Source organism: Butyricimonas faecalis (assembly GCF_003991565.1).
Classification (GTDB): domain Bacteria; phylum Bacteroidota; class Bacteroidia; order Bacteroidales; family Marinifilaceae; genus Butyricimonas; species Butyricimonas faecalis.
In genome coordinates, this window is sequence record NZ_CP032819.1 from 4,308,436 (window position 1) to 4,326,974 (window position 18,539).

The following is an 18,539-nucleotide window of genomic DNA, read 5'->3' on the forward strand; positions in this document are numbered from 1 at the left end:
TAGATTACTTTTTCCAGAATATTTTACTGAATAGAACAAGAACCGTGAATATCTCCAAGCGTCCGACCATCATCAGAATGGATAAGAATATCTTGGCAAAGTCGTGTAGGTTTGCAAAGTTATCCATCGGTCCGATTCCTCCGAATCCGGGGCCCACGTTACTCATGCTAGAGATGGCAGCACTGCAGGCAGTGACTATATCTTGAGTAAATAGTGACATGATCAGGCTGGAGATAGCGAAAATGAATATATACAAGATAAAAAAGCCCATTACTCCGGTCATGATATTGGGATGAACACTTTTTCCGTTATACTTGACATTGATAATTCCGTTAGGATGAATAATTCGTTTCATCTCGATAAACGAATTTTTGAATAATAGATTGAGTCGAATACATTTCAAGCCTCCTGAAGTAGAACCGGCACACGCCCCGATAAATAGAAGGGCAAAGATGATGGCGCCCGTGAGCGGTGGCCATAATAGATAGTTTGCAGTGACGAATCCTGTTGTAGTTAAAATGGCAACTACTTGGAATATAGATTCCCGTATGCTTAACTCTAAGTTTGCATAACCATTCAGGAATAAGACAATTGCGATGATTGCGCTGGCTCCTAACGTGATGTAAAGGTATAGTTTAAATTCTTCGTCATGAAACAATTTTCGGAGTTTACCGTGCAACATGACATAAAGTAAACCGAAATTTGTTCCGGCAATAAACATGAATATAATGATCACGTATTGGATATATGCGGAGTCCCAATAAGCAATACTAGCTTGTTTGGTTGAATATCCACCGGTAGCCATTGTTGTGAACGAGTGACAGATGGCATCAAAAAGATCCATATCCCCTAATAGAAGTAAAATGACTTGAGCTGCTGTTAGTGAAATATAGAGGTACCACATACGCCGGGCCGTAGATCTGAAGGTTGCCGTAAATTTGTCATGTGTTGGACCTGGCACTTCGGCCACGAAAAGATCGCGTCCCTCGATTCCCAAGCCGGGAAGGATAGCTAAAAGTAACACGATGATACCCATACCACCCATCCATTGGGTCAGGGAACGCCAGAATAGCGTGGCATGAGGTAAGGTCTCGACATTGTCTATCACCGAGGAACCTGTTGTCGTGAAACCGGACATGGTTTCGAATATGGCGTCAACAACCGATGGAATTGTACCTCCGAACAAGTAAGGTAAGCAACCGAAGATGGTGAAGATAATCCACGTGCAGGTTACAATAAAATAACCGTCTTTTTTGGCAAGTACCCGGTCTTTGACTTTCACGGTAAATGTCATGAGACTCCCGACTCCCAGCGTGATGATCGAGGAGTAAATAAAAGCCATGAGATCATTCTCCCCGTATATCAAGGCTACGATAATACATAGGATCAGGAAAGCACTTTCTACAAATAAAAGTTTTCCTATAATGTTGGTAATAAACCTAAAGTTAATCATTTCTGAAATAATTTGATTACTTTTTTCACGGCACTGGGTAAGGCGAAAATAACAACTTTGTCTCCGGCCTCGATTTGCACGTCTCCTTTAGCGATAATGGCATCCCCGTTGCGGATAACACCCCCGACCGTTGCGTTCTCTGGGAAATTCATGTCTGCCAAAGTTTTACGGGTAATCTTGGAACCCAATTCTGCCGTGACCTCGAACACCTCGGCTTCCGAGAAGGTGAGGAATTTCAAATGCTTTACGTCCACGTTCATCGTGTAACGATAAATATGAGAGGCGGCAATCAATTTCGTGTTCACGAGAGTTCCAATGCCGATGTTTTCAGCCAAATCGATATAGTCGATATTCTCGACCTCTGCCACGCTCTTTTTTACCCCGAGTTTTTTTGCTAGCAAGCATGAAAGAATGTTGGTTTCAGATGAGTGGGTTACACTGATAAAAGCGTCAGTATTTTTTATCCCTTCTTCTCGTAATAAGGCCAAATCTCTTCCGTCACCATTGATTACCAGCGAGGATTTCAATTTGTCGGCAATGAGAATACATTTCTCCCGGTCTTTTTCGATAATCTTTACGTTGTAATTCTTCTCTAATAGAGAAGCTGTTTTAATACCGATACGGGAGCCTCCCACGATAACAACATTCTTAATCTCATATTGCGATTTGCCACAAAGAGCGAATACATTGGGGACATAAAAAGGCTTTGTTACAATAAACACCAGGTCTCCATAGCGGAAAGAATCATTCCCTCTCGGTATGATTGTGTGATCAGCTCGTTTGATGGCTACAACGCGGAAATGTTGGGCTCCGTAGCGTTCTGCCATTTTTATCAAGGTCAAGTTGAGTACCGGAGCATTCTCCCAGAGCTTGATTCCCAGTAGTTGCAGGCGACCATCCGAGAATTCGTGCAACTGCCTTGAACCACTCTGTTTCAAGGAGGCTACGATTTCTTCCGCGGCCAATCGTTCCGGGTAAATCAGCGAATCAATACCGATCATTTTCAGGTATTCTTTATTCTCATCTTCCAGGTACTCGCTATTATTTACCCGGGCAATGGTTTGTTTGGCTCCGAGTTTTTTTGCCAAGATTGCTGAGTTGATATTTTGGTCTTCTTGGTGATTTACTGCAATAAACAAATCACATTTATGTACTCCTGCATCTTTCAATGCACCAATTGAGGTACAAGATCCCACGATTGACATGACATCTAGTTGATTACCTAATGCTTCCAGCTTTTCTTCATCGCTGTCGATCAACATGATATTATGTTCTTGCTTGCTAAGCATATTTGCGAGATGTGTCCCCACTTCTCCTGCTCCCGCTATGACGATGTTCATTTTAGTTAGGTGTTAATTAACGAGCAAAATAAAGCATTATAATTCGAATTCCATAAAAAATTACCTATATTTTCAAGATAATTGTTCCGACTTCGTTTGTCTTGAAAAACGGGATCTGATTCTTGAGACAGAACTTTTGCCAGGCTTTTGTGCAAAAACTTGTGTTTGAATTGTCCATGATGATTTGTCGTGGGTGAAATTCGGGGGAATTGGGCGGGTAAATATTTTCGGTAATGATGACGATGTCTTCGTTCGAAAATGTAGGGTAAGCGTGGTCCACTATTGATATTGAATATCGAGGAGACGACAGGTGGTTCCGGATAAATTTTATTTGTTGTCCGACAAAAGCCTCGTGGGAGGGTAAAGCTTGTAGATGATTGGCCGTGATGTAAGTGGACAAACGAGCATCGACATCCGAGGTTTTGAGATAAGTGTAGTAGCCTTTGTAATTCAATAAAATAGTTGAATGCTTATAGAGATTGCAAATCACGATTTCCTGATGGTTTTGGATATAATATATGAAACAGCAATGAAAAACGAGCAAGATACTCAGGCTACAACAGATAAATGTAAGGACGTGACGTTTTCTCGTGATGAAATAAATGATGGCAAGGATGATGAGGAGGTAAAATAGGATGACGTGAGTCGTCGTCGGGTATAAATCCGGTAAATTTATCACGACTTTGGAAAATTGTTGCAGACTGAAAATGAACAGGCGTGTAAGACCTATGATAATATAGGATAAGTAAAAACTGATAAATCCTGGCAATGCGAGTAAGATAATTCCCCCGTATAAAAGAAAAGAAGCTGCAGGCACCGCGATAAGATTTATGAAAATACTGTTCAAACTGATGGTGTGGAAATAGTAAGCCATGATGGGGAGTGTCATGACTTGTGCCGAAAAACTGATGCAAAGTAGCGTGTACAAGGGGCGAAGATACTTGTGCATCTTTTTGATTTGCATCAACGGGTAAATTAGAATGATTCCGGTGTAAGCCGCGTACGACATTTGGAAACTGACCGAATAAAGTAATTCCGGGTTGATGAGAAGTGAAAAAAAAGCAGCGGCGGCAATGGCATTCAAGGGTATGGTTTCTTGTCTGAATACCTCTCCAATGGTAATAAAACTTAGGATGGTTGCTGCTCTGCAAGCGGAGGGAGAGAGGCCGGTGATGCAGACGGTGAACCATATTAGCGGGATCAAAATCAATCGGAACTTTTTACTTTTGAAATGGAATAACCTGAATAGCCCCAAGAAAAAAGCGAAGATCGCTCCGATATGTAATCCCGATATGGCAAGAATGTGAATCGTTCCCGTGTTCTGGAACAATTCTTTCGTATCGGGAGTGATTTCTTGTCGACACCCTAGGCAAAGAGCTGCTAATAACTTGTAAGTTGCACTATCCGGAATCACCCGTTGTAGCTTAGTTGCCAGGTTATTCCGAATTGTGTGACACACGGAATAAAGATCTTGCGAGTGTCCGGTTTTGTGGATTTCGCCTGCCGGAAAACCTTTTGCCTGTATGCCTTGGTGTTGTAAGTAATTGTCGTAATTGAAATCATGACGGTTGTGTGAGGTTTGTAAAGGGTATAATCTTATCAGACCGGAGAGGGAATCTCCTACCGAGATCTCCGTAGAGTCCGGAATTTTTAGATACGTGCATAAATGGGGAGAGGAAACAACGATCTTTCCGGGGGAAAGAATTTGCTCGCAACGCCCCGCCAATTGGTACGTTTCTCCTGGAATGATTGCAGGAGTCTTGGTCCCCGATAGATATACCCCCGTGAAAAAAAGTCCGGTAAACGAGAGCAGTACAAACGGAAGACCGGAACGTACTTTCCGGATAATGAAAAGCAGGGAGAAAGATGTAATAATGACACCGAGGATGGACGCTGAAAGAAAGTTTGATAAATATTGACTGACAGTAATTCCCAAGATCAGCGGGATCGCGAGAAATAAAAAAGGAAATCTATGCCAGTAAATGGAATGCAAACTAGTGTAGAATTTAAAATGTAGAATTTAAAATGTAGGTATAGAATACTATTCTACATGCTACATTTTAAATTATTCTGATTTACTTGGGTAAAACAACCCGGTAATTTTGTTTGAATTTCCCGGCACTGATGTTATTTAGTTTTCCTTTGAGTAAACGTTTTTTCAATGCTGACAGGTGATCTATGAACACGATTCCGTCCAGATGATCATACTCATGCTGGATAATGCGGGCACGGGGGCCAGAGAATTCTTCCACGTGTTCCACCCAGTTTTCATCCCGGTAAGCAATTTTTATCCGGTCTTTTCGCATAACATCTTCGTGGATGCCGGGAATGCTTAAACAGCCTTCATTGAAAGGTACGTCATCTCCCGAGCGCTCTAAAATATGTGCGTTGATAAAAGCTTTTTTAAAATCCTTGCAGTCCGGATCCAACTCCTCGAACGGGGAACCGTCAACCACGAAAACACGAATGTTTTTTCCAATCTGCGGGGCTGCCAGGCCGACGCCATCTGATTCGTACATGGTTTGCCACATATCATCGAGTAATTTACTCAACCCCGCGTATTCCGGGGTAATATCTTCGGAAACTTTCCGAAGAACCGGATGTCCATAAATGTAAATAGGTAAAAGCATTTTTAAATATTCAAATTTCTTTGTGATTCCATATATGACTGTAATATAATTGTTGCACTAATAGCATCGATTATAGCCTTGTCTTGACGTTGTTTCTTTTTTGCTCCTCCCTCGATCATGGCTTTGTGAGCCAGTACAGAGGTGAAACGTTCGTCGTACATAACAACTGGAATATCAGGAAGTTTGCGACCGAGTGCGGTAAGGAAAGGTTTGATATAAGTCATGCTTTCCGAATCCATGTTGTCCATCTGCTTGGGATGTCCCACGACAATCAAATCTACTTTCTCTTTCGAGCAATAGTCCGACAAAAATTGTAAAACCTCGTGCGATCTGACCGTGGTTAGACTGTTGGCAATAATTTGGCATGGATCGGTAACGGCAATACCCACCCTCTTTTTTCCGTAATCAATAGCAATAATTCTTCCCAATTGATTATTCCTTTACAATGATAAAAATATCCTCGTTTTCCTTCTTCATTAAATACTGCTCTCTCGCGAACTTTTCCAAGTTATCCCGGTTCCCCAACAATTCCTCTTTCTTCCGTTTGTCCTCTTCTATCTTTTCCCGGTAATACTTTTGCTCGTTCTCCAACTGGTTGATCTTTGAACATAACTGTAGCCGGTCGATAAAACTGTATTTATCGAATAGAGCGATCCAGATAACAAATAGCAACCCCACGAAAGTGTATTTGTTTGCAAATCGCTGGAACAAATTTCTCGATAATGGTTTGTTTTCGTTTTGCATCTCGCAAAGGTACAAAAAAAGAGATGGTTAAGAGAAATAAATGATAAATTTTTTCCGAACGGGCAAAAGTCTCGTTTTTACGCTGCATATTTATAAAAATGGGGAGAATATTTATACAGCTAATTGATTTCCAATATTTTGTCTTTTGATAAAAAAGAATTTTACCTATTTTTTGTATAACTAATTTCGCTAGCTTTGTGGACACAGAATTTTTCGAACAGAAAAGAAAATAATAAATAAATACGAGTAATGGAAAAAAAATTAGCAGTTATTGCGTTGGGAGGTAATGCTCTTTTAAGAGGGAATCAAAAAGGTACTATTGAAGAGCAAAATGCCAATACCATCGACACCTTGGAAAATTTGGTATATTTAATAAAAGAAGGATATAATCTGATCATTTCCCACGGGAACGGTCCTCAAGTCGGAAATGTTTTGATGGATAATGCTGCAGGAGTTGAAAAATATGACAATGCGGCGATGCCATTGGATGTTTGTGTGGCTTTCACGCAAGGGCAAATTGGGTACATGATTGAACGCAATTTGCGTAATATATTGAAAGAACACGGATTGCAACGTAACGTGATCTCCATGGTATCACAGGTGATTGTTGACAAGAACGATCCGGCTTTGCAGAATCCGACCAAGCGGGTGGGTAAAATCTACATGAAAGATGAGGCTGACAAGCTGGCCCGGGAAAAAGGTTGGGTCTTCAAAGAAGAGATCAAGGTGGAAGGCGGCTGGCGTCGAGTGGTTCCTTCTCCAGACCCGAAAGATTTCATGAATGCAGACTTGGTTGAACGTTTGGCTCGCGAGGGAAACATCGTGATCACGACCGGAGGTGGCGGAATTCCGGTATATATTGATGAGAAAGGTGATATTCAGCCGATCGAAGGGGTAATCGACAAGGATTTGGCTTCTGCCATGGTTGGAACCCGGGTAAAAGCGGATGAATTCTATATTTTGACAGATGTACCTTATATTTATAAGGATTACAAGAAACCGACCCAGCAAATATTGGAGTTCTTGGATTATGCCGACACGATGAAATATTTGGAAGATGGTACTTTTGCTGAAGGTAGTATGGCCCCGAAAATCCGGGCTTGCTTGCGTTTCGTGAAAGCCGGAGGGCAAAAATCCGTTATCACAGAAGCAACCAAATTGGAAGACCGGAGATACGGATCCAAGATTACAATGGAATACGAGGACGACAGAAGATAATTGAGAATTTAAAACGAAGAATTGGTTTTAATTCTCGTTAGGATATATTACTTTTGACCGTTTTTATAAAAGAAAAATGCTCGTCATTTTTTTCAATTTGAAATTTAAAATCATAAATCTAAAATAAATAAAGTTATGGCTTTTAATTTGAGAAACAGAAACTTTTTGAAGTTATTGGACTTCACTCCGAAAGAAATCAAATACATGTTGGACTTGGCTGCTGATTTAAAGAAAGCAAAATATGCCGGAACCGAGCAACCTCGTTTGAAAGGTAAAAATATCGCTTTGATATTCGAAAAAACTTCAACCCGTACTCGTTGCGCTTTTGAAGTTGCCGCTTATGATCAAGGTGCACATGTAACTTATCTGGGTCCTTCCGGATCTCAAATTGGAGTAAAGGAATCTATGGCTGATACGGCTCGCGTATTGGGACGTATGTTTGACGGTATCGAGTATCGTGGTTTTGCACAGGATATCGTTGAAGAATTGGCTCGTTACGCTGGGGTTCCGGTATGGAATGGTTTGACCAATGAATTCCACCCGACTCAAATTTTAGCTGACTTCTTGACCATGATGGAGCATATCGATAAACCGTTGAACAAAGTAACTTTCGCTTATCTTGGCGATGCACGTTTCAACATGGGTAACTCATTGATGGTAGGTGGAGCTAAAATGGGTATGGATGTTCGTATCGTTGCTCCGAAAGAATTGCAACCGAATGCAGAATTAGTTGCGACTTGCAAGGCTATTGCAGAAGAAACCGGTGCTACCGTTACCATCACGGATAATGTAGAAGAAGGTGTGAAAGGTTGTGATTTCTTGTATACCGACGTGTGGGTATCCATGGGAGAGCCTGCTGAAGTATGGGCAGAGCGTATCAAATTATTGACCCCGTACCAAGTTAACGCTAAAGTTATGGAATTGACTGGAAACAAAAAATGCAAATTCATGCACTGCTTGCCGGCATACCACAACTTGGAAACTCAAGTAGGTCGTGACGTTTACAAACAATTCGGTATGAATGGATTGGAAGTAACCGAGGATGTATTTGAATCAGAAAATTCAATCGTGTTCGATGAGGCTGAAAACCGTATGCACACGATCAAAGCCGTGATGGTTGCTACGTTAGGTGACTAATGTTGAGTTACTTTATATATAAGCCGCCCGCAAAAGGCGGCTTTATTTTTATTTCACGTAGTCTGCCATGCAGCTTTCACGCGTTCCCGTGATGTCGAAGATCACTTGCAGGTGTAAGAGCTCGAATATTTTTAATACTTCCGGTGTAAGGTTACAAAGTTTCAAGTTAGAGCCAACACTTTTCGCTGTTTTGAAAAGTGCAATAATACAGCCGATAGCACTACTATCTACAAATTCAATGTCATGAAAGTCGAAAAGCATCCGACAATCTTTATTGTTTAACAAAGGTCTGAGTTCCGTTTTCACTTCGTCTGCCGACGCTAACGTGAAACGAGTCATGTTTATGAATTCGACAATGGTGATACCATTTTGTTCAGTTACTTGTAGAATCATGTTCAAATAGTTTCTATGGGTTAATATGTAGTAAATTTACTTGTAGTTGTTTTGAACAAAAGTAATCATTTTTACCGAGATTGCAAATAAGTTAACGGGTGGTTTGTCCCTAATTTTGAAGATTAGACCAAAATGCTAATATTTTTTCAGAAAGGGTAGGCAAGAACAATAAAAGTTTTAACTTTGCGGAGTGTTATAGTTATACTTTATAATATAATGAATATTTAAACGATATAAAAATGAAGACGACTCCATTTACACATTTCCATGAGGAACTGGGGGCAAGAATGGCTCCTTTTGCCGGCTACAATATGCCGATTGAATACACGGGTATTAAAGACGAACACAACACGGTTCGCGAAAAAGTAGGTGTATTTGATGTTTCTCACATGGGAGAATTTTGGGTAAAAGGCCCGAAAGCTTTCGAATTGGTACAGAAGCTTACTTCTAATGATGTGGCTGCCCTTACGGATGGTAAGGTGCAATATAGCTGTTTCCCGAATGAAACAGGTGGTATCGTGGATGACCTTTTGGTATATCGTTTCAGCGCAGAGAAATATTTGTTGGTTGTAAATGCAGCAAATATCGAAAAAGACTGGGCTTGGTGTACGAAATGGGCGAAAGAATTGGGTATGAACGTGGATACCGATTTGGAAAATGCTTCTGATAATATTTGTCAGCTTGCAGTTCAAGGTCCTTTGGCATTGAAGGCTATGCAAAAATTGACCACGGCTAATGTGGTAGATATGGAATATTATACCTTCAAAGAGATCCCGTTTGCAGGAATCGATAAAGTGATCTTCTCTACAACCGGATATACCGGAGCCGGTGGTTGCGAAATCTATGCATACGTGAAAGATGCCGAGAAACTTTGGCATGCCGTGTTTGAAGCCGGGGCTGAATTCGGAATCAAACCTGCCGGGTTGGGGGCTCGTGACACCTTGCGTTTGGAAGCAGGTTTCTGCTTGTACGGACACGAGATCGATGACGACCACTCTCCGATCGAGGCTGGCTTGGGCTGGATCACGAAATTCGTACCGGGAAATGATTTTATTAACCGTGCTTACCATGAAAAATTGAAAGCTGACAAGCCGAGCCGTTACATGAAACCGTTCGAACTGCAAGACAGAGGTATTGCTCGTCAGGGATACGTGATCGAGGATGCAGAAGGAAATGAGATCGGAGTGGTTTGCTCCGGTACAGTTTCTCCCTGGACTGGGAAGTCTATCGGTACGGGATACGTGAAGAGTGGTTTCCACAAACTGGATACCGAGATATTCATTCGTGTAAGAAATAAAGCGTTAAAAGCTAAAATTGTCAAGACCCCGTTCTTTTAGTCGGGTGCTTTTAAGCTAGACATAAACGAGGCACCCGCTTCTGGGTGCTTCGTTTTTATATAAAAGAAAAAACGTTTTCGAAAATATTTAAAACGTTGATTTTTAGTTACTAAGAAAAACGAATAAAAATTACGGAAAAAAGTCTTTTATACAGACTTATTTTGCATCTTTGTAACGCGATTGCAAACAAGATTTTAATTAATTATCTACTTAAATATTTTAGAGATGAGAAAACACATTTTTAATGCCGGACCATGTAAATTGCCGGATTCTACATTGGAAAATGTATCAAAAGCAGTATTAGAGTTCGGTAACACGGGACAATCAATCATGGAAGTGTCTCACCGTTCTGCAGATTTTCAAGCTGTTTACGACGAGGCTGTTGCTTTGTTCAAAGAAGTATTGAATATTCCGGAAGGATACTCTGTTCTTTTCTTGGGTGGTGGTGCTAGTATGCAGTTCTGCATGATCCCTTTCAACTTCTTGAAAACGAAAGCTGCTTATGTAAATACCGGAACTTGGTCAACTGCAGCTATTAAAGAGGCTAAAATGTGGGGTGAAGTTGAAATCGTTGCTTCTTCTGAGGCTGACGGATTTACTTATTATCCTGAATTCACGATTCCTTCAGACGTGGATTACATGCACATCACGTCAAACAACACGATCCGCGGTACGGAAATCTTCTATGATCCGACTTCTCCGGTGCCTTTGATTGCAGATATGTCTTCTGACATTTGCAGCCGTCCGGTTGACGTGTCTAAATATGCCATGATCTACGGTGGATGCCAAAAGAACCTCGGACCTGCCGGTGTTACTTTCGTGATCATCAAGAATGACTTCTTGAACAACGTGGTAGCTGACAGAATGATCCCGACAATGTTGAGATATAAAACTCACGTGGACAAAGAATCCATGTACAACACGCCTCCATGCGTTAACATCTTCGGAGTAAAAGAAACCTTGAAATGGGTAAAAGCTATGGGCGGTGTTAAAGCGATGGAAAAATTAGCGATCGAAAGAGCCGATATGCTTTACGCTGAATTGGAAAGAAGCAAAATGTTCCGTCCGGTTGTAAAAGAAGGTTCTCGTTCAAGAATGAACATTCCGTTCTTGTTAAGAGAAGGATATGAATCATTGGAGAAAGAATTCCTTGATTTCGCTAAATCTAAAAACATCGTGGGAATCAAAGGACACCGTTCAGTAGGTGGATTCCGTGCTTCTACTTACAACGCTTGTACGATCGAAGACGTGAAAGCTTTGGTTGCTGCAATGCAAGAATTTGAAGCAAAACACATCTAATAATTGACGATTTACGATTTCGGACGTATGCTTCTCTTTCATGAAAATGAAAGCAAAGATGTCGGAAATCGTAAATCTTTTTTCATTTAAAATTGTAATTATCATGACTAAAGTATTAATTGCTACAGATAAACCGTTTGCTCCGGTTGCCGTTAACGGAATCAGAGAAATCGTAGAAGCTCAAGGATATGAGTTAGTTTTATTGGAAAAATATGCTTCACAAGACGAATTGATCGCTGCTGTTGCCGATGTTGACGCTATGATCATCCGTTCCGACAAAGCTACCAAAGAAGTAATCGAGGCAGCTAAAAAATTGAAAGTAATCGTTCGTGCCGGTGCCGGATACGATAACATCGACTTGGCTGCTTGTACCGCTCACAATGTAGTCGCTATGAACACTCCGGGACAAAACTCAAATGCTGTGGCTGAATTGGCTTTCGGTATGATGGTTTACATGGCTCGTAACTTCTTCAACGGAAAATCAGGTTCTGAGTTGAAAGGCAAGAAAATCGGTATCCATGCTTACGGAAACGTGGGACAAAACGTGGGACGTATCGCTCGTGGATTCGGTATGGAAGTTTACGCTTTCGACCCGTTCATGACGGACGAACAAATTAAGAATGCTGGTGCAACCCCGGTACATTCTGCAGAAGAAATGTACAAAATGTGTCAGTACGTATCTTTGCACATTCCGGCAACAGAACAAACCAAGAAATCAATTAACTATGATTTGTTGAAAAACATGCCGAAGGGCGCTGTTTTGGTAAATACCGCTCGTAAAGAAGTGATCGACGAAGAAGGTTTGGCTAAGTTGATGGAAGAAAGAGCTGACTTCCACTATATCACGGATATCGCTCCGGATTGTGATTGTTTCAGCAAATTCGAAGGTCGTTTCTTCGCTACCCCGAAAAAGATGGGTGCTCAAACTGAAGAGGCTAACGTTAACGCCGGATTGGCTGCCGCTCACCAGATCGTGAACTTCATCGAGAAAGGTGACGAGAAATTCAGAGTAAACAAATAGACAAGTTATAAATTTTAGATTTACGATTGATGATTTTAGATTGAAATGTATTTAATATCATAAATCGTAAATCACAAATCTAAAATTATATATGGCAATAGTAAAACCATTCAAAGGACTGCGTACACCGTCTCAAGAAATTTGTGAGGAGTTAGCGTGTCTACCTTACGATGTAATGAATTCAGAGGAAGCAGCACAAATGGCTGCAGGAAAACCTCGTTCATTGTTACATGTTACCAGAGCCGAGATTGACTGCCCTGCAGGAACTGATATTCACTCCGAAACTGTTTATAACAAGAGTGTTGAGAACTTCAAAATGTTCCAGGAAAAGGGATGGTTGGTTCAAGACAAGGATGCTAAATTCTATATCTACGCCCAGACAATGGACGGAAGAACTCAATATGGTATCGTAGGTTGCGCTGCCTGCGAGGATTACATGAACGGGATTATCAAAAAACACGAATTGACTCGTCCGGATAAAGAAGAGGATCGTATGATCTTGACTCGTTACGTGAAAGCAAACTTGGAACCGGTATTCTTTGCTTACAAAGCTGTTCCGGAAATTGATGCTATCGTTGAGGATATCGTGAAGAACCAGAAAGCTGACTACGATTTTGTGGCAGAAGACGGATTCGGTCATCACTTCTGGGCTATCAACTGCCCGGAAACAAACAAACGTCTGGAGGAATTATTTGCAACGAAAGTTCCTTACACGTATGTTGCTGACGGACACCACAGAACCGCTGCTGCTGCTCGTATCGGTGCCGAGTTCAAATCAAAGAACCCGAACCACAATGGTACAGAAGAATATAACTTCTTCATGGCTGTTCACTTCCCGGATCATCAGTTGAAGATCATCGATTACAACCGGGTGGTAAAAGATTTGAACGGTTTAACCGAAGAGCAATTATTGGCTAAATTGAAAGAACACTTCACGGTTGAAGATATGGGTACGGAGATTTACCACCCGGCTAAATTACATGAATTCAGTATGTATTTAGGTGGAAGATGGTATAAATTGACGGCTAAACCGGGAAGTTACGATGATAATGACCCGATCGGGGTATTGGATGTAACCATCCTTTCTAAGCATGTATTGGCTGACATTTTAGATATTCAAGATTTGCGTACTTCTAAACGGATTGATTTCGTGGGAGGTATCCGCGGATTGGGAGAACTGAAACGTCGTGTTGATAATGGCGAAATGAAAGTGGCTTTCGCTTTATATCCTGTTTCTATGGAACAATTGATCAATATTGCCGATACCGGTAATATCATGCCTCCGAAGACGACTTGGTTTGAGCCGAAACTTCGTTCAGGAATGGTAATCCACAAAATCTAATAAGATTTGATTCCAATAAAAAAGCGACTCGAAAGAGTCGCTTTTCTTATGCTTTATAGCGAAGCCATTTGTATAATTCTTTCCAAGTGACCTTCTTGCCGTACATGAGGATTCCCACCCTATAAATCTTACCGGATAACCACGTGAAGAAAAGGAAAGAACCGACTAACAATCCCATTGAAGTGATGATCTCCCATGCCGGAACACCGAACGGGATACGTACAAGCATGACCACCGGTGAGGTGAACGGGATGAGAGAACTCCATAATACCAGGGGGATTCGGGGCTTTTCATTGCGGCAATACCGATGTAAAGTGCAATAACCAGAATAATTGACAGGGGAGTCATGAATTGTTGGGAGTCTGTTTCATTATCAACGGCGGCTCCAATGGCTGCAAATAATGATGCGTATAATAAATACCCTCCAATGAAATAGAATAAAAAGGCTCCCACGAATTTCAAGATAAACAGCGGGTCAATGGTTTTTACCAGATTCTGGATGATAGCCAATTGTTCGGGATTAATTTCCGTACCTTGGGCAAACATATTTAAATCATTGGCGTTCTTTAAGGCCTCCAGGTCAAGATTGGGCATGAAGATAACTTGAGAAATCAGAATGATGCCTCCTCCCAAAACAATCCATATCAAGAATTGCACGAGTCCCACGGCAGCTACTCCGATAATCTTTCCCAGCAAAAATTGGAAAGGCTTTACCGAAGAAACCAATACTTCAATAATGCGATTCGTTTTTTCCTCGATAACCCCTTTCATTACCTGAGAGGCATACATGAAAATAAAGAAATAGATGATTAGCCCGGCAACCAGTCCGATGATAGACGTGATCTCGGACGAACTCTCTTTGGCGTCTCCGGTATCCGTGACGAGTAACGTTCTCACCAATACAGGTGTTTTGGTGGCGTCCAATTCTGCTTCCAGATCCGGCATTTGGGTCTTGGCGATTACTTCAGCACGCTTCACCGTCTCTATTTTCTGGCGTAATTGTGAGGCAATCTCGTTCTTCAATTCCATGGGAACTTGAGAGGTGGAGAATACCGGAACCTCAGCATGGGTTATAACATCGGCCGGTATGCGGGCAATGGCGTAATAATCATGCTCTTGCAGAAAGTCAATATAGTTTGCTTCCGGTACATCTTGATCGATATACGTGAAACTCGTGTTATTGATTTTTTGAAGCGGGGTTTCTAGCGGTGATTCGTTGATCACCGCAATGGTGCGTTCTTGGCTATCGTCTCGCAATAGCATCCACATCAGGAAGGCGTAGAATAAAGCGAATAGGATCGGGACAAAAATAGTAACAACAAGAAAGGTCTTTTTACGAACTCTCGTGGTAAACTCCCGGTTTATAATAATGAGTATCTTGTTCATTTTAATTGAAAATTGAAAGTTGAAAATGGAAAATGAGGTATTGAAAACGTCATTTTAATATTTCAATCTAGTATAATTATTTTTAATCTAAAACATCAATCGTAAATCTAAAATCGTAAATCTAAAATTATTTAGATTTGTTCTTTTACGAGTTTTATAAAGATGTCGTTCATGCTGGGAATAATCTTTTGATAAGAGATAATGTCTGTTTGGGGCAGAGCTCTTGACAAAAGGGTATTTGCCGGGCAATAGGTGTTTTGTTGCAAAATAATATCTTGGCGGTCTCCTTCGACACGTTGAGATACTATCTCGAATTCCGATCCGATAATTTGTTCGGGTGAAAACTCCGGGTTGTAACGGCAACTGAGTTGGTACGTGTTGCTGGCATACTTCTCGCGAATCTGGTTGATCGGTCCCTCGATAATCTTGCGCGATTTGTTAATCAGAGCGATATGGCTACATATTTCTTCTACCGATCCCATGTTGTGAGTGGAAAAGATGATCGTTGTACCTTTCTTGCGTAATTCAAGAATTTCCCGTTTTAATAATTCGACATTGATGGGGTCGAAACCGCTGAAGGGCTCATCGAAAATCAATAATTCCGGTTCGTGAAGAACGGTAGTGATAAATTGTACTTTTTGAGCCATACCTTTGGATAGCTCTTCCACTTTTTTATCCCACCAAGCTTCAATTTCGAATTTCTCGAACCACATTTTAAGGCGGATGATCGCTTCGTGTTTACTGATTCCTTTCAAGCGAGCTAAATAAACGGCTTGCTCTCCGACTTTCATTTTCTTGTAGAGCCCTCGTTCTTCCGGGAGGTAACCTATCCGGTTGACATCAGACGGTTTCAGATGTTCGTTTCTGAAAAATATTTCTCCCGAATCAGGGGCTGTAATTTGATTAATGATTCGAATTAAGGAGGTTTTTCCGGCTCCATTAGGACCAAGTAGTCCATAGATGGCTCCTTCCGGGATATTGATCGACACATCGTCCAATGCCTTGTGATTTGCATAGGTTTTGACGATGTTCAAGGCTTTAAAGAAACTCATAATCGGATATTTGTCAAAGGCTGCCGGATTCGGCAGCCTTTGAAGTTATTTTATTTCAAACATTAAAGCGTCTTTTGGAAGTTTATCTCCCTTGTTGACGTGGATCTTCGTGACCGTACCGCTTATGGGAGCTTGAATTTTATTGTGCATTTTCATGGCTTCCAAAAGGCAAAGTAAATCTCCGGCTTTCACTTCTTGACCTTCCTTCACGTACAAATCGATAATAGAACCCGGTATGTAGGTGATAACGGCACCCGGATCGGGTTTTTCCCATTGTTTCCGATGAATGAATTTATCGGTCAGTTGGGTTTTGTATTTCAAGCCGTCGATTTCTAATGAATCGTATTTTGGTGTACTCATCGTGGTATAATTTTAGTTTAAAATGGAGGAATTCCATGTTTTTTAGCCGGGGTCAATACCGACTTGTTGCTGGATACCTCGATAGAGTGTTTCAAAATCCTTCGGGTTTCCTCGGGTTCGATCACGGAATCGATATAACCTTTAGAAGCGGCCACGTAAGGATTGGCGAATTTTTCACGATATTCGGCAACTTTGATTTTACGCATTTCATTCGGGTTCTCGGCAGCCATGATCTCTTTCTTGAAGATAATATTGGCGGCTCCTTCAGGTCCCATGACGGCAATCTCGGCAGTCGGCCATGCAAACATGAAGTCGGCCTTCAAATGGCGGGAATTCATGGCGATATAACCTCCACCGTATGCTTTTCTAAGGATAACCGTGATCTTAGGTACCGTGGCCTCGCTATACGCGTAAAGAACTTTAGCCCCGTGACGGATAACTCCCATGTGCTCTTGTTCAACACCCGGTAAATATCCCGGCATGTCCTCGAAGGTTACGATGGGGATATTGAAGGCATCGCAGAAACGTATGAAACGTCCGGCCTTGTCTGAAGAGTCGCAATCCAGTACTCCGGCAAGAACCGAAGGTTGATTTGCCACGAATCCGATCGTTTCCCCGTCAATTCGTCCAAATCCGACAACGATGTTTTTAGCAAACTCTTGCTGAACCTCAAGGAAGTCCGAATCATCGGCAACAGCACGGATAATATCGCGTACATCGTAAGGTTGGGTCGGGTCGGAAGGAATAATTTTTTCGATTTTGTATTCCGGTTTTGGCGGTTTGGAAGGGAACGGTTTGGCTTTTGCTTCGTTACTCCAGGGGATGAAGGTCAACAATTTTTTAATCTGTTCGAAACATTCATACTCTGAATGAGCGAAGAAATGGGCGTTACCGCTGATTTCACTGTGAACTCTGGCTCCTCCGAGTTCTTCCATGGTTACCACCTCACCTAATACCGTTTTTACCACTTCCGGTCCGGTAATGAACATCTTGGAGATGTTGTCCACCACAAACACGAAGTCCGTCAAGGCGGGAGAGTATACGGCTCCACCTGCACAAGGACCGAGGATTACGGATAATTGAGGGATTACACCAGAAGCTTGGGTATTACGGAAGAAGATCTCTCCGTACCCGGCTAGTGAGTCAACTCCTTCTTGAATACGAGCACCACCCGAATCGTTAATTCCGATTAAAGGTACACGCATTTTTAAAGCATGGTCCATGATTTTGGTGATTTTACGCGCATGCATCAAACCCAATGAACCACCGGCAACGGTGAAATCTTGCGCGTAAATACATACGGGTTCTCCATAAATTGTTCCGGTACCGATAATGACACCGTCACCATGAAGAACTTTCTTATCCATATCAAAATCTTTAGACTGATGCTCAACGAACATGTCGTACTCATGGAAAGAGTCTTTGTCCAAAATTGCTTCAATACGCTCCCGGGCTGTCAATTTCCCCATAGCAGCTTGCTTCTTAATCGCCTCCTCGCCACCTCCTTGAAGAACAATTTCTTTTCTCTTTCTTAAATCAAGAACATTTCTTTTAAGTGACATAAATATTATTTTTTATTTGTAAATGACAGGTCTTATCTCGTGTTAGATCCTATCAACCAATTTGCAAAATTACGAAAAAGAAATGAAGAAAAAAACACTATTTTGAATGGTTGTAAGTAAAATATTATTAGATAAGGTTTTATGGAATAATAATCAACGCGTGAATTTACACTATCTCGTAACTCTCCGCTTGGATTGTTCGTTAAATGAACCATTCGAATTGTGGGTTGAGGAAAAGTATGATCAGAAAATATGAGGCAAAAGC

16 protein-coding genes and 1 pseudogene are annotated in these 18,539 nt (G+C 41.5%); 6 read left to right on the forward strand and 11 right to left on the reverse strand.

Annotated features, from left to right (window positions below):
* Window positions 1–4 precede the first annotated feature (4 nt).
* From D8S85_RS18420 to D8S85_RS18445, 6 genes are all read right to left on the reverse strand, one after another.
* Window positions 5–1,453 carry a TrkH family potassium uptake protein gene (locus D8S85_RS18420; RefSeq protein WP_106481899.1) on the reverse strand — a complete coding sequence of 483 codons (1,449 nt, stop codon included), beginning with the start codon at window positions 1,451–1,453 and terminating at the stop codon, window positions 5–7.
* Window positions 1,450–2,793, reverse strand: coding sequence for a Trk system potassium transporter TrkA (trkA, locus tag D8S85_RS18425; RefSeq protein WP_106481901.1), 1,344 nt, complete (start codon window positions 2,791–2,793; stop codon window positions 1,450–1,452). The genes D8S85_RS18420 and trkA overlap by 4 nt, the downstream gene beginning before the upstream one ends.
* A 64-nt stretch (window positions 2,794–2,857) precedes the next feature.
* Window positions 2,858–4,786 carry a ComEC/Rec2 family competence protein gene (locus D8S85_RS18430; protein ID WP_106481903.1) on the reverse strand — a complete coding sequence of 643 codons (1,929 nt, stop codon included), beginning with the start codon at window positions 4,784–4,786 and terminating at the stop codon, window positions 2,858–2,860.
* Between the two features lie 82 nt (window positions 4,787–4,868).
* Window positions 4,869–5,423, reverse strand: a complete 555-nt coding sequence (def, locus tag D8S85_RS18435) for a peptide deformylase (protein WP_106481904.1) — start codon at window positions 5,421–5,423, stop codon at window positions 4,869–4,871.
* A gap of 2 nt (window positions 5,424–5,425) precedes the next feature.
* Complete coding sequence (gene ruvX / locus D8S85_RS18440) at window positions 5,426–5,851, reverse strand: Holliday junction resolvase RuvX (RefSeq protein WP_106481905.1); 426 nt, start codon at window positions 5,849–5,851, stop codon at window positions 5,426–5,428.
* 4 nt (window positions 5,852–5,855) lie between these two features.
* Entirely contained in the window at window positions 5,856–6,167 is a 312-nt protein-coding gene (locus D8S85_RS18445; protein WP_228423267.1) for an FtsB family cell division protein, read from the reverse strand.
* Window positions 6,168–6,416: 249 nt separating this feature from the next.
* Between D8S85_RS18445 and D8S85_RS18450 the strand changes: the two genes are divergently transcribed.
* Window positions 6,417–7,385, forward strand: a complete 969-nt coding sequence (locus D8S85_RS18450) for a carbamate kinase (RefSeq protein ID WP_106481909.1) — start codon at window positions 6,417–6,419, stop codon at window positions 7,383–7,385.
* Between the two features lie 135 nt (window positions 7,386–7,520).
* Window positions 7,521–8,522, forward strand: a complete 1,002-nt coding sequence (locus D8S85_RS18455; RefSeq protein ID WP_106481911.1) for an ornithine carbamoyltransferase — start codon at window positions 7,521–7,523, stop codon at window positions 8,520–8,522.
* A gap of 48 nt (window positions 8,523–8,570) precedes the next feature.
* Here the strand turns inward: D8S85_RS18455 and D8S85_RS18460 are convergent, their stop codons facing one another.
* Window positions 8,571–8,915, reverse strand: a complete 345-nt coding sequence (locus tag D8S85_RS18460; RefSeq protein WP_106481913.1) for an STAS domain-containing protein — start codon at window positions 8,913–8,915, stop codon at window positions 8,571–8,573.
* Between the two features lie 239 nt (window positions 8,916–9,154).
* Here D8S85_RS18460 and gcvT point away from each other — a divergent pair, with 239 nt between their 5' ends.
* From gcvT to D8S85_RS18480, 4 genes are all read left to right on the forward strand, one after another.
* On the forward strand, window positions 9,155–10,252 hold the full coding sequence (gcvT, locus tag D8S85_RS18465; RefSeq protein ID WP_106481915.1) for a glycine cleavage system aminomethyltransferase GcvT: 1,098 nt from the start codon (window positions 9,155–9,157) through the stop codon (window positions 10,250–10,252).
* Between the two features lie 225 nt (window positions 10,253–10,477).
* On the forward strand, window positions 10,478–11,551 hold the full coding sequence (serC, locus tag D8S85_RS18470) for a 3-phosphoserine/phosphohydroxythreonine transaminase (RefSeq protein ID WP_106481917.1): 1,074 nt from the start codon (window positions 10,478–10,480) through the stop codon (window positions 11,549–11,551).
* Window positions 11,552–11,654: 103 nt separating this feature from the next.
* Window positions 11,655–12,572, forward strand: coding sequence for a 3-phosphoglycerate dehydrogenase (locus D8S85_RS18475; RefSeq protein ID WP_106625173.1), 918 nt, complete (start codon window positions 11,655–11,657; stop codon window positions 12,570–12,572).
* A 91-nt stretch (window positions 12,573–12,663) separates the two neighbouring features.
* Window positions 12,664–13,914 carry a DUF1015 domain-containing protein gene (locus tag D8S85_RS18480; protein WP_106481919.1) on the forward strand — a complete coding sequence of 417 codons (1,251 nt, stop codon included), beginning with the start codon at window positions 12,664–12,666 and terminating at the stop codon, window positions 13,912–13,914.
* A 46-nt stretch (window positions 13,915–13,960) separates the two neighbouring features.
* On the opposite strand, the pseudogene D8S85_RS18485 reads toward D8S85_RS18480, so the two are convergent.
* From D8S85_RS18485 to D8S85_RS18500, 4 genes and pseudogenes are all read right to left on the reverse strand, one after another.
* Window positions 13,961–15,300, reverse strand: a pseudogene (locus tag D8S85_RS18485) (ABC transporter permease).
* Window positions 15,301–15,431: 131 nt separating this feature from the next.
* On the reverse strand, window positions 15,432–16,352 hold the full coding sequence (locus tag D8S85_RS18490; protein ID WP_106481923.1) for an ABC transporter ATP-binding protein: 921 nt from the start codon (window positions 16,350–16,352) through the stop codon (window positions 15,432–15,434).
* 45 nt (window positions 16,353–16,397) lie between these two features.
* A complete protein-coding gene (locus tag D8S85_RS18495; protein WP_106481924.1) occupies window positions 16,398–16,712 on the reverse strand; it encodes an acetyl-CoA carboxylase biotin carboxyl carrier protein subunit in 315 nt (104 codons plus the stop codon).
* Window positions 16,713–16,729: 17 nt separating this feature from the next.
* Complete coding sequence (locus D8S85_RS18500) at window positions 16,730–18,274, reverse strand: acyl-CoA carboxylase subunit beta (RefSeq protein ID WP_106481926.1); 1,545 nt, start codon at window positions 18,272–18,274, stop codon at window positions 16,730–16,732.
* Window positions 18,275–18,539: the final 265 nt, after the last annotated feature.

Excerpts from the sequence above, each read along its gene's own strand:
- D8S85_RS18475 (WP_106625173.1), top strand. The coding sequence starts at position 11,655 with ATGACTAAAGTATTAATTGCTACAGATAAACCGTTTGCTCCGGTTGCC.
- D8S85_RS18500 (WP_106481926.1), bottom strand. The coding sequence starts at position 18,274 with ATGTCACTTAAAAGAAATGTTCTTGATTTAAGAAAGAGAAAAGAAATT.
- trkA (WP_106481901.1), bottom strand. The coding sequence starts at position 2,793 with ATGAACATCGTCATAGCGGGAGCAGGAGAAGTGGGGACACATCTCGCA.
- gcvT (WP_106481915.1), top strand. The coding sequence starts at position 9,155 with ATGAAGACGACTCCATTTACACATTTCCATGAGGAACTGGGGGCAAGA.
- def (WP_106481904.1), bottom strand. The coding sequence starts at position 5,423 with ATGCTTTTACCTATTTACATTTATGGACATCCGGTTCTTCGGAAAGTT.
- D8S85_RS18420 (WP_106481899.1), bottom strand. The coding sequence starts at position 1,453 with ATGATTAACTTTAGGTTTATTACCAACATTATAGGAAAACTTTTATTT.
- D8S85_RS18480 (WP_106481919.1), top strand. The coding sequence starts at position 12,664 with ATGGCAATAGTAAAACCATTCAAAGGACTGCGTACACCGTCTCAAGAA.
- D8S85_RS18445 (WP_228423267.1), bottom strand. The coding sequence starts at position 6,167 with ATGCAAAACGAAAACAAACCATTATCGAGAAATTTGTTCCAGCGATTT.
- D8S85_RS18455 (WP_106481911.1), top strand. The coding sequence starts at position 7,521 with ATGGCTTTTAATTTGAGAAACAGAAACTTTTTGAAGTTATTGGACTTC.
- D8S85_RS18450 (WP_106481909.1), top strand. The coding sequence starts at position 6,417 with ATGGAAAAAAAATTAGCAGTTATTGCGTTGGGAGGTAATGCTCTTTTA.
- D8S85_RS18495 (WP_106481924.1), bottom strand. The coding sequence starts at position 16,712 with ATGAGTACACCAAAATACGATTCATTAGAAATCGACGGCTTGAAATAC.
- D8S85_RS18460 (WP_106481913.1), bottom strand. The coding sequence starts at position 8,915 with ATGATTCTACAAGTAACTGAACAAAATGGTATCACCATTGTCGAATTC.
- serC (WP_106481917.1), top strand. The coding sequence starts at position 10,478 with ATGAGAAAACACATTTTTAATGCCGGACCATGTAAATTGCCGGATTCT.
- D8S85_RS18490 (WP_106481923.1), bottom strand. The coding sequence starts at position 16,352 with ATGAGTTTCTTTAAAGCCTTGAACATCGTCAAAACCTATGCAAATCAC.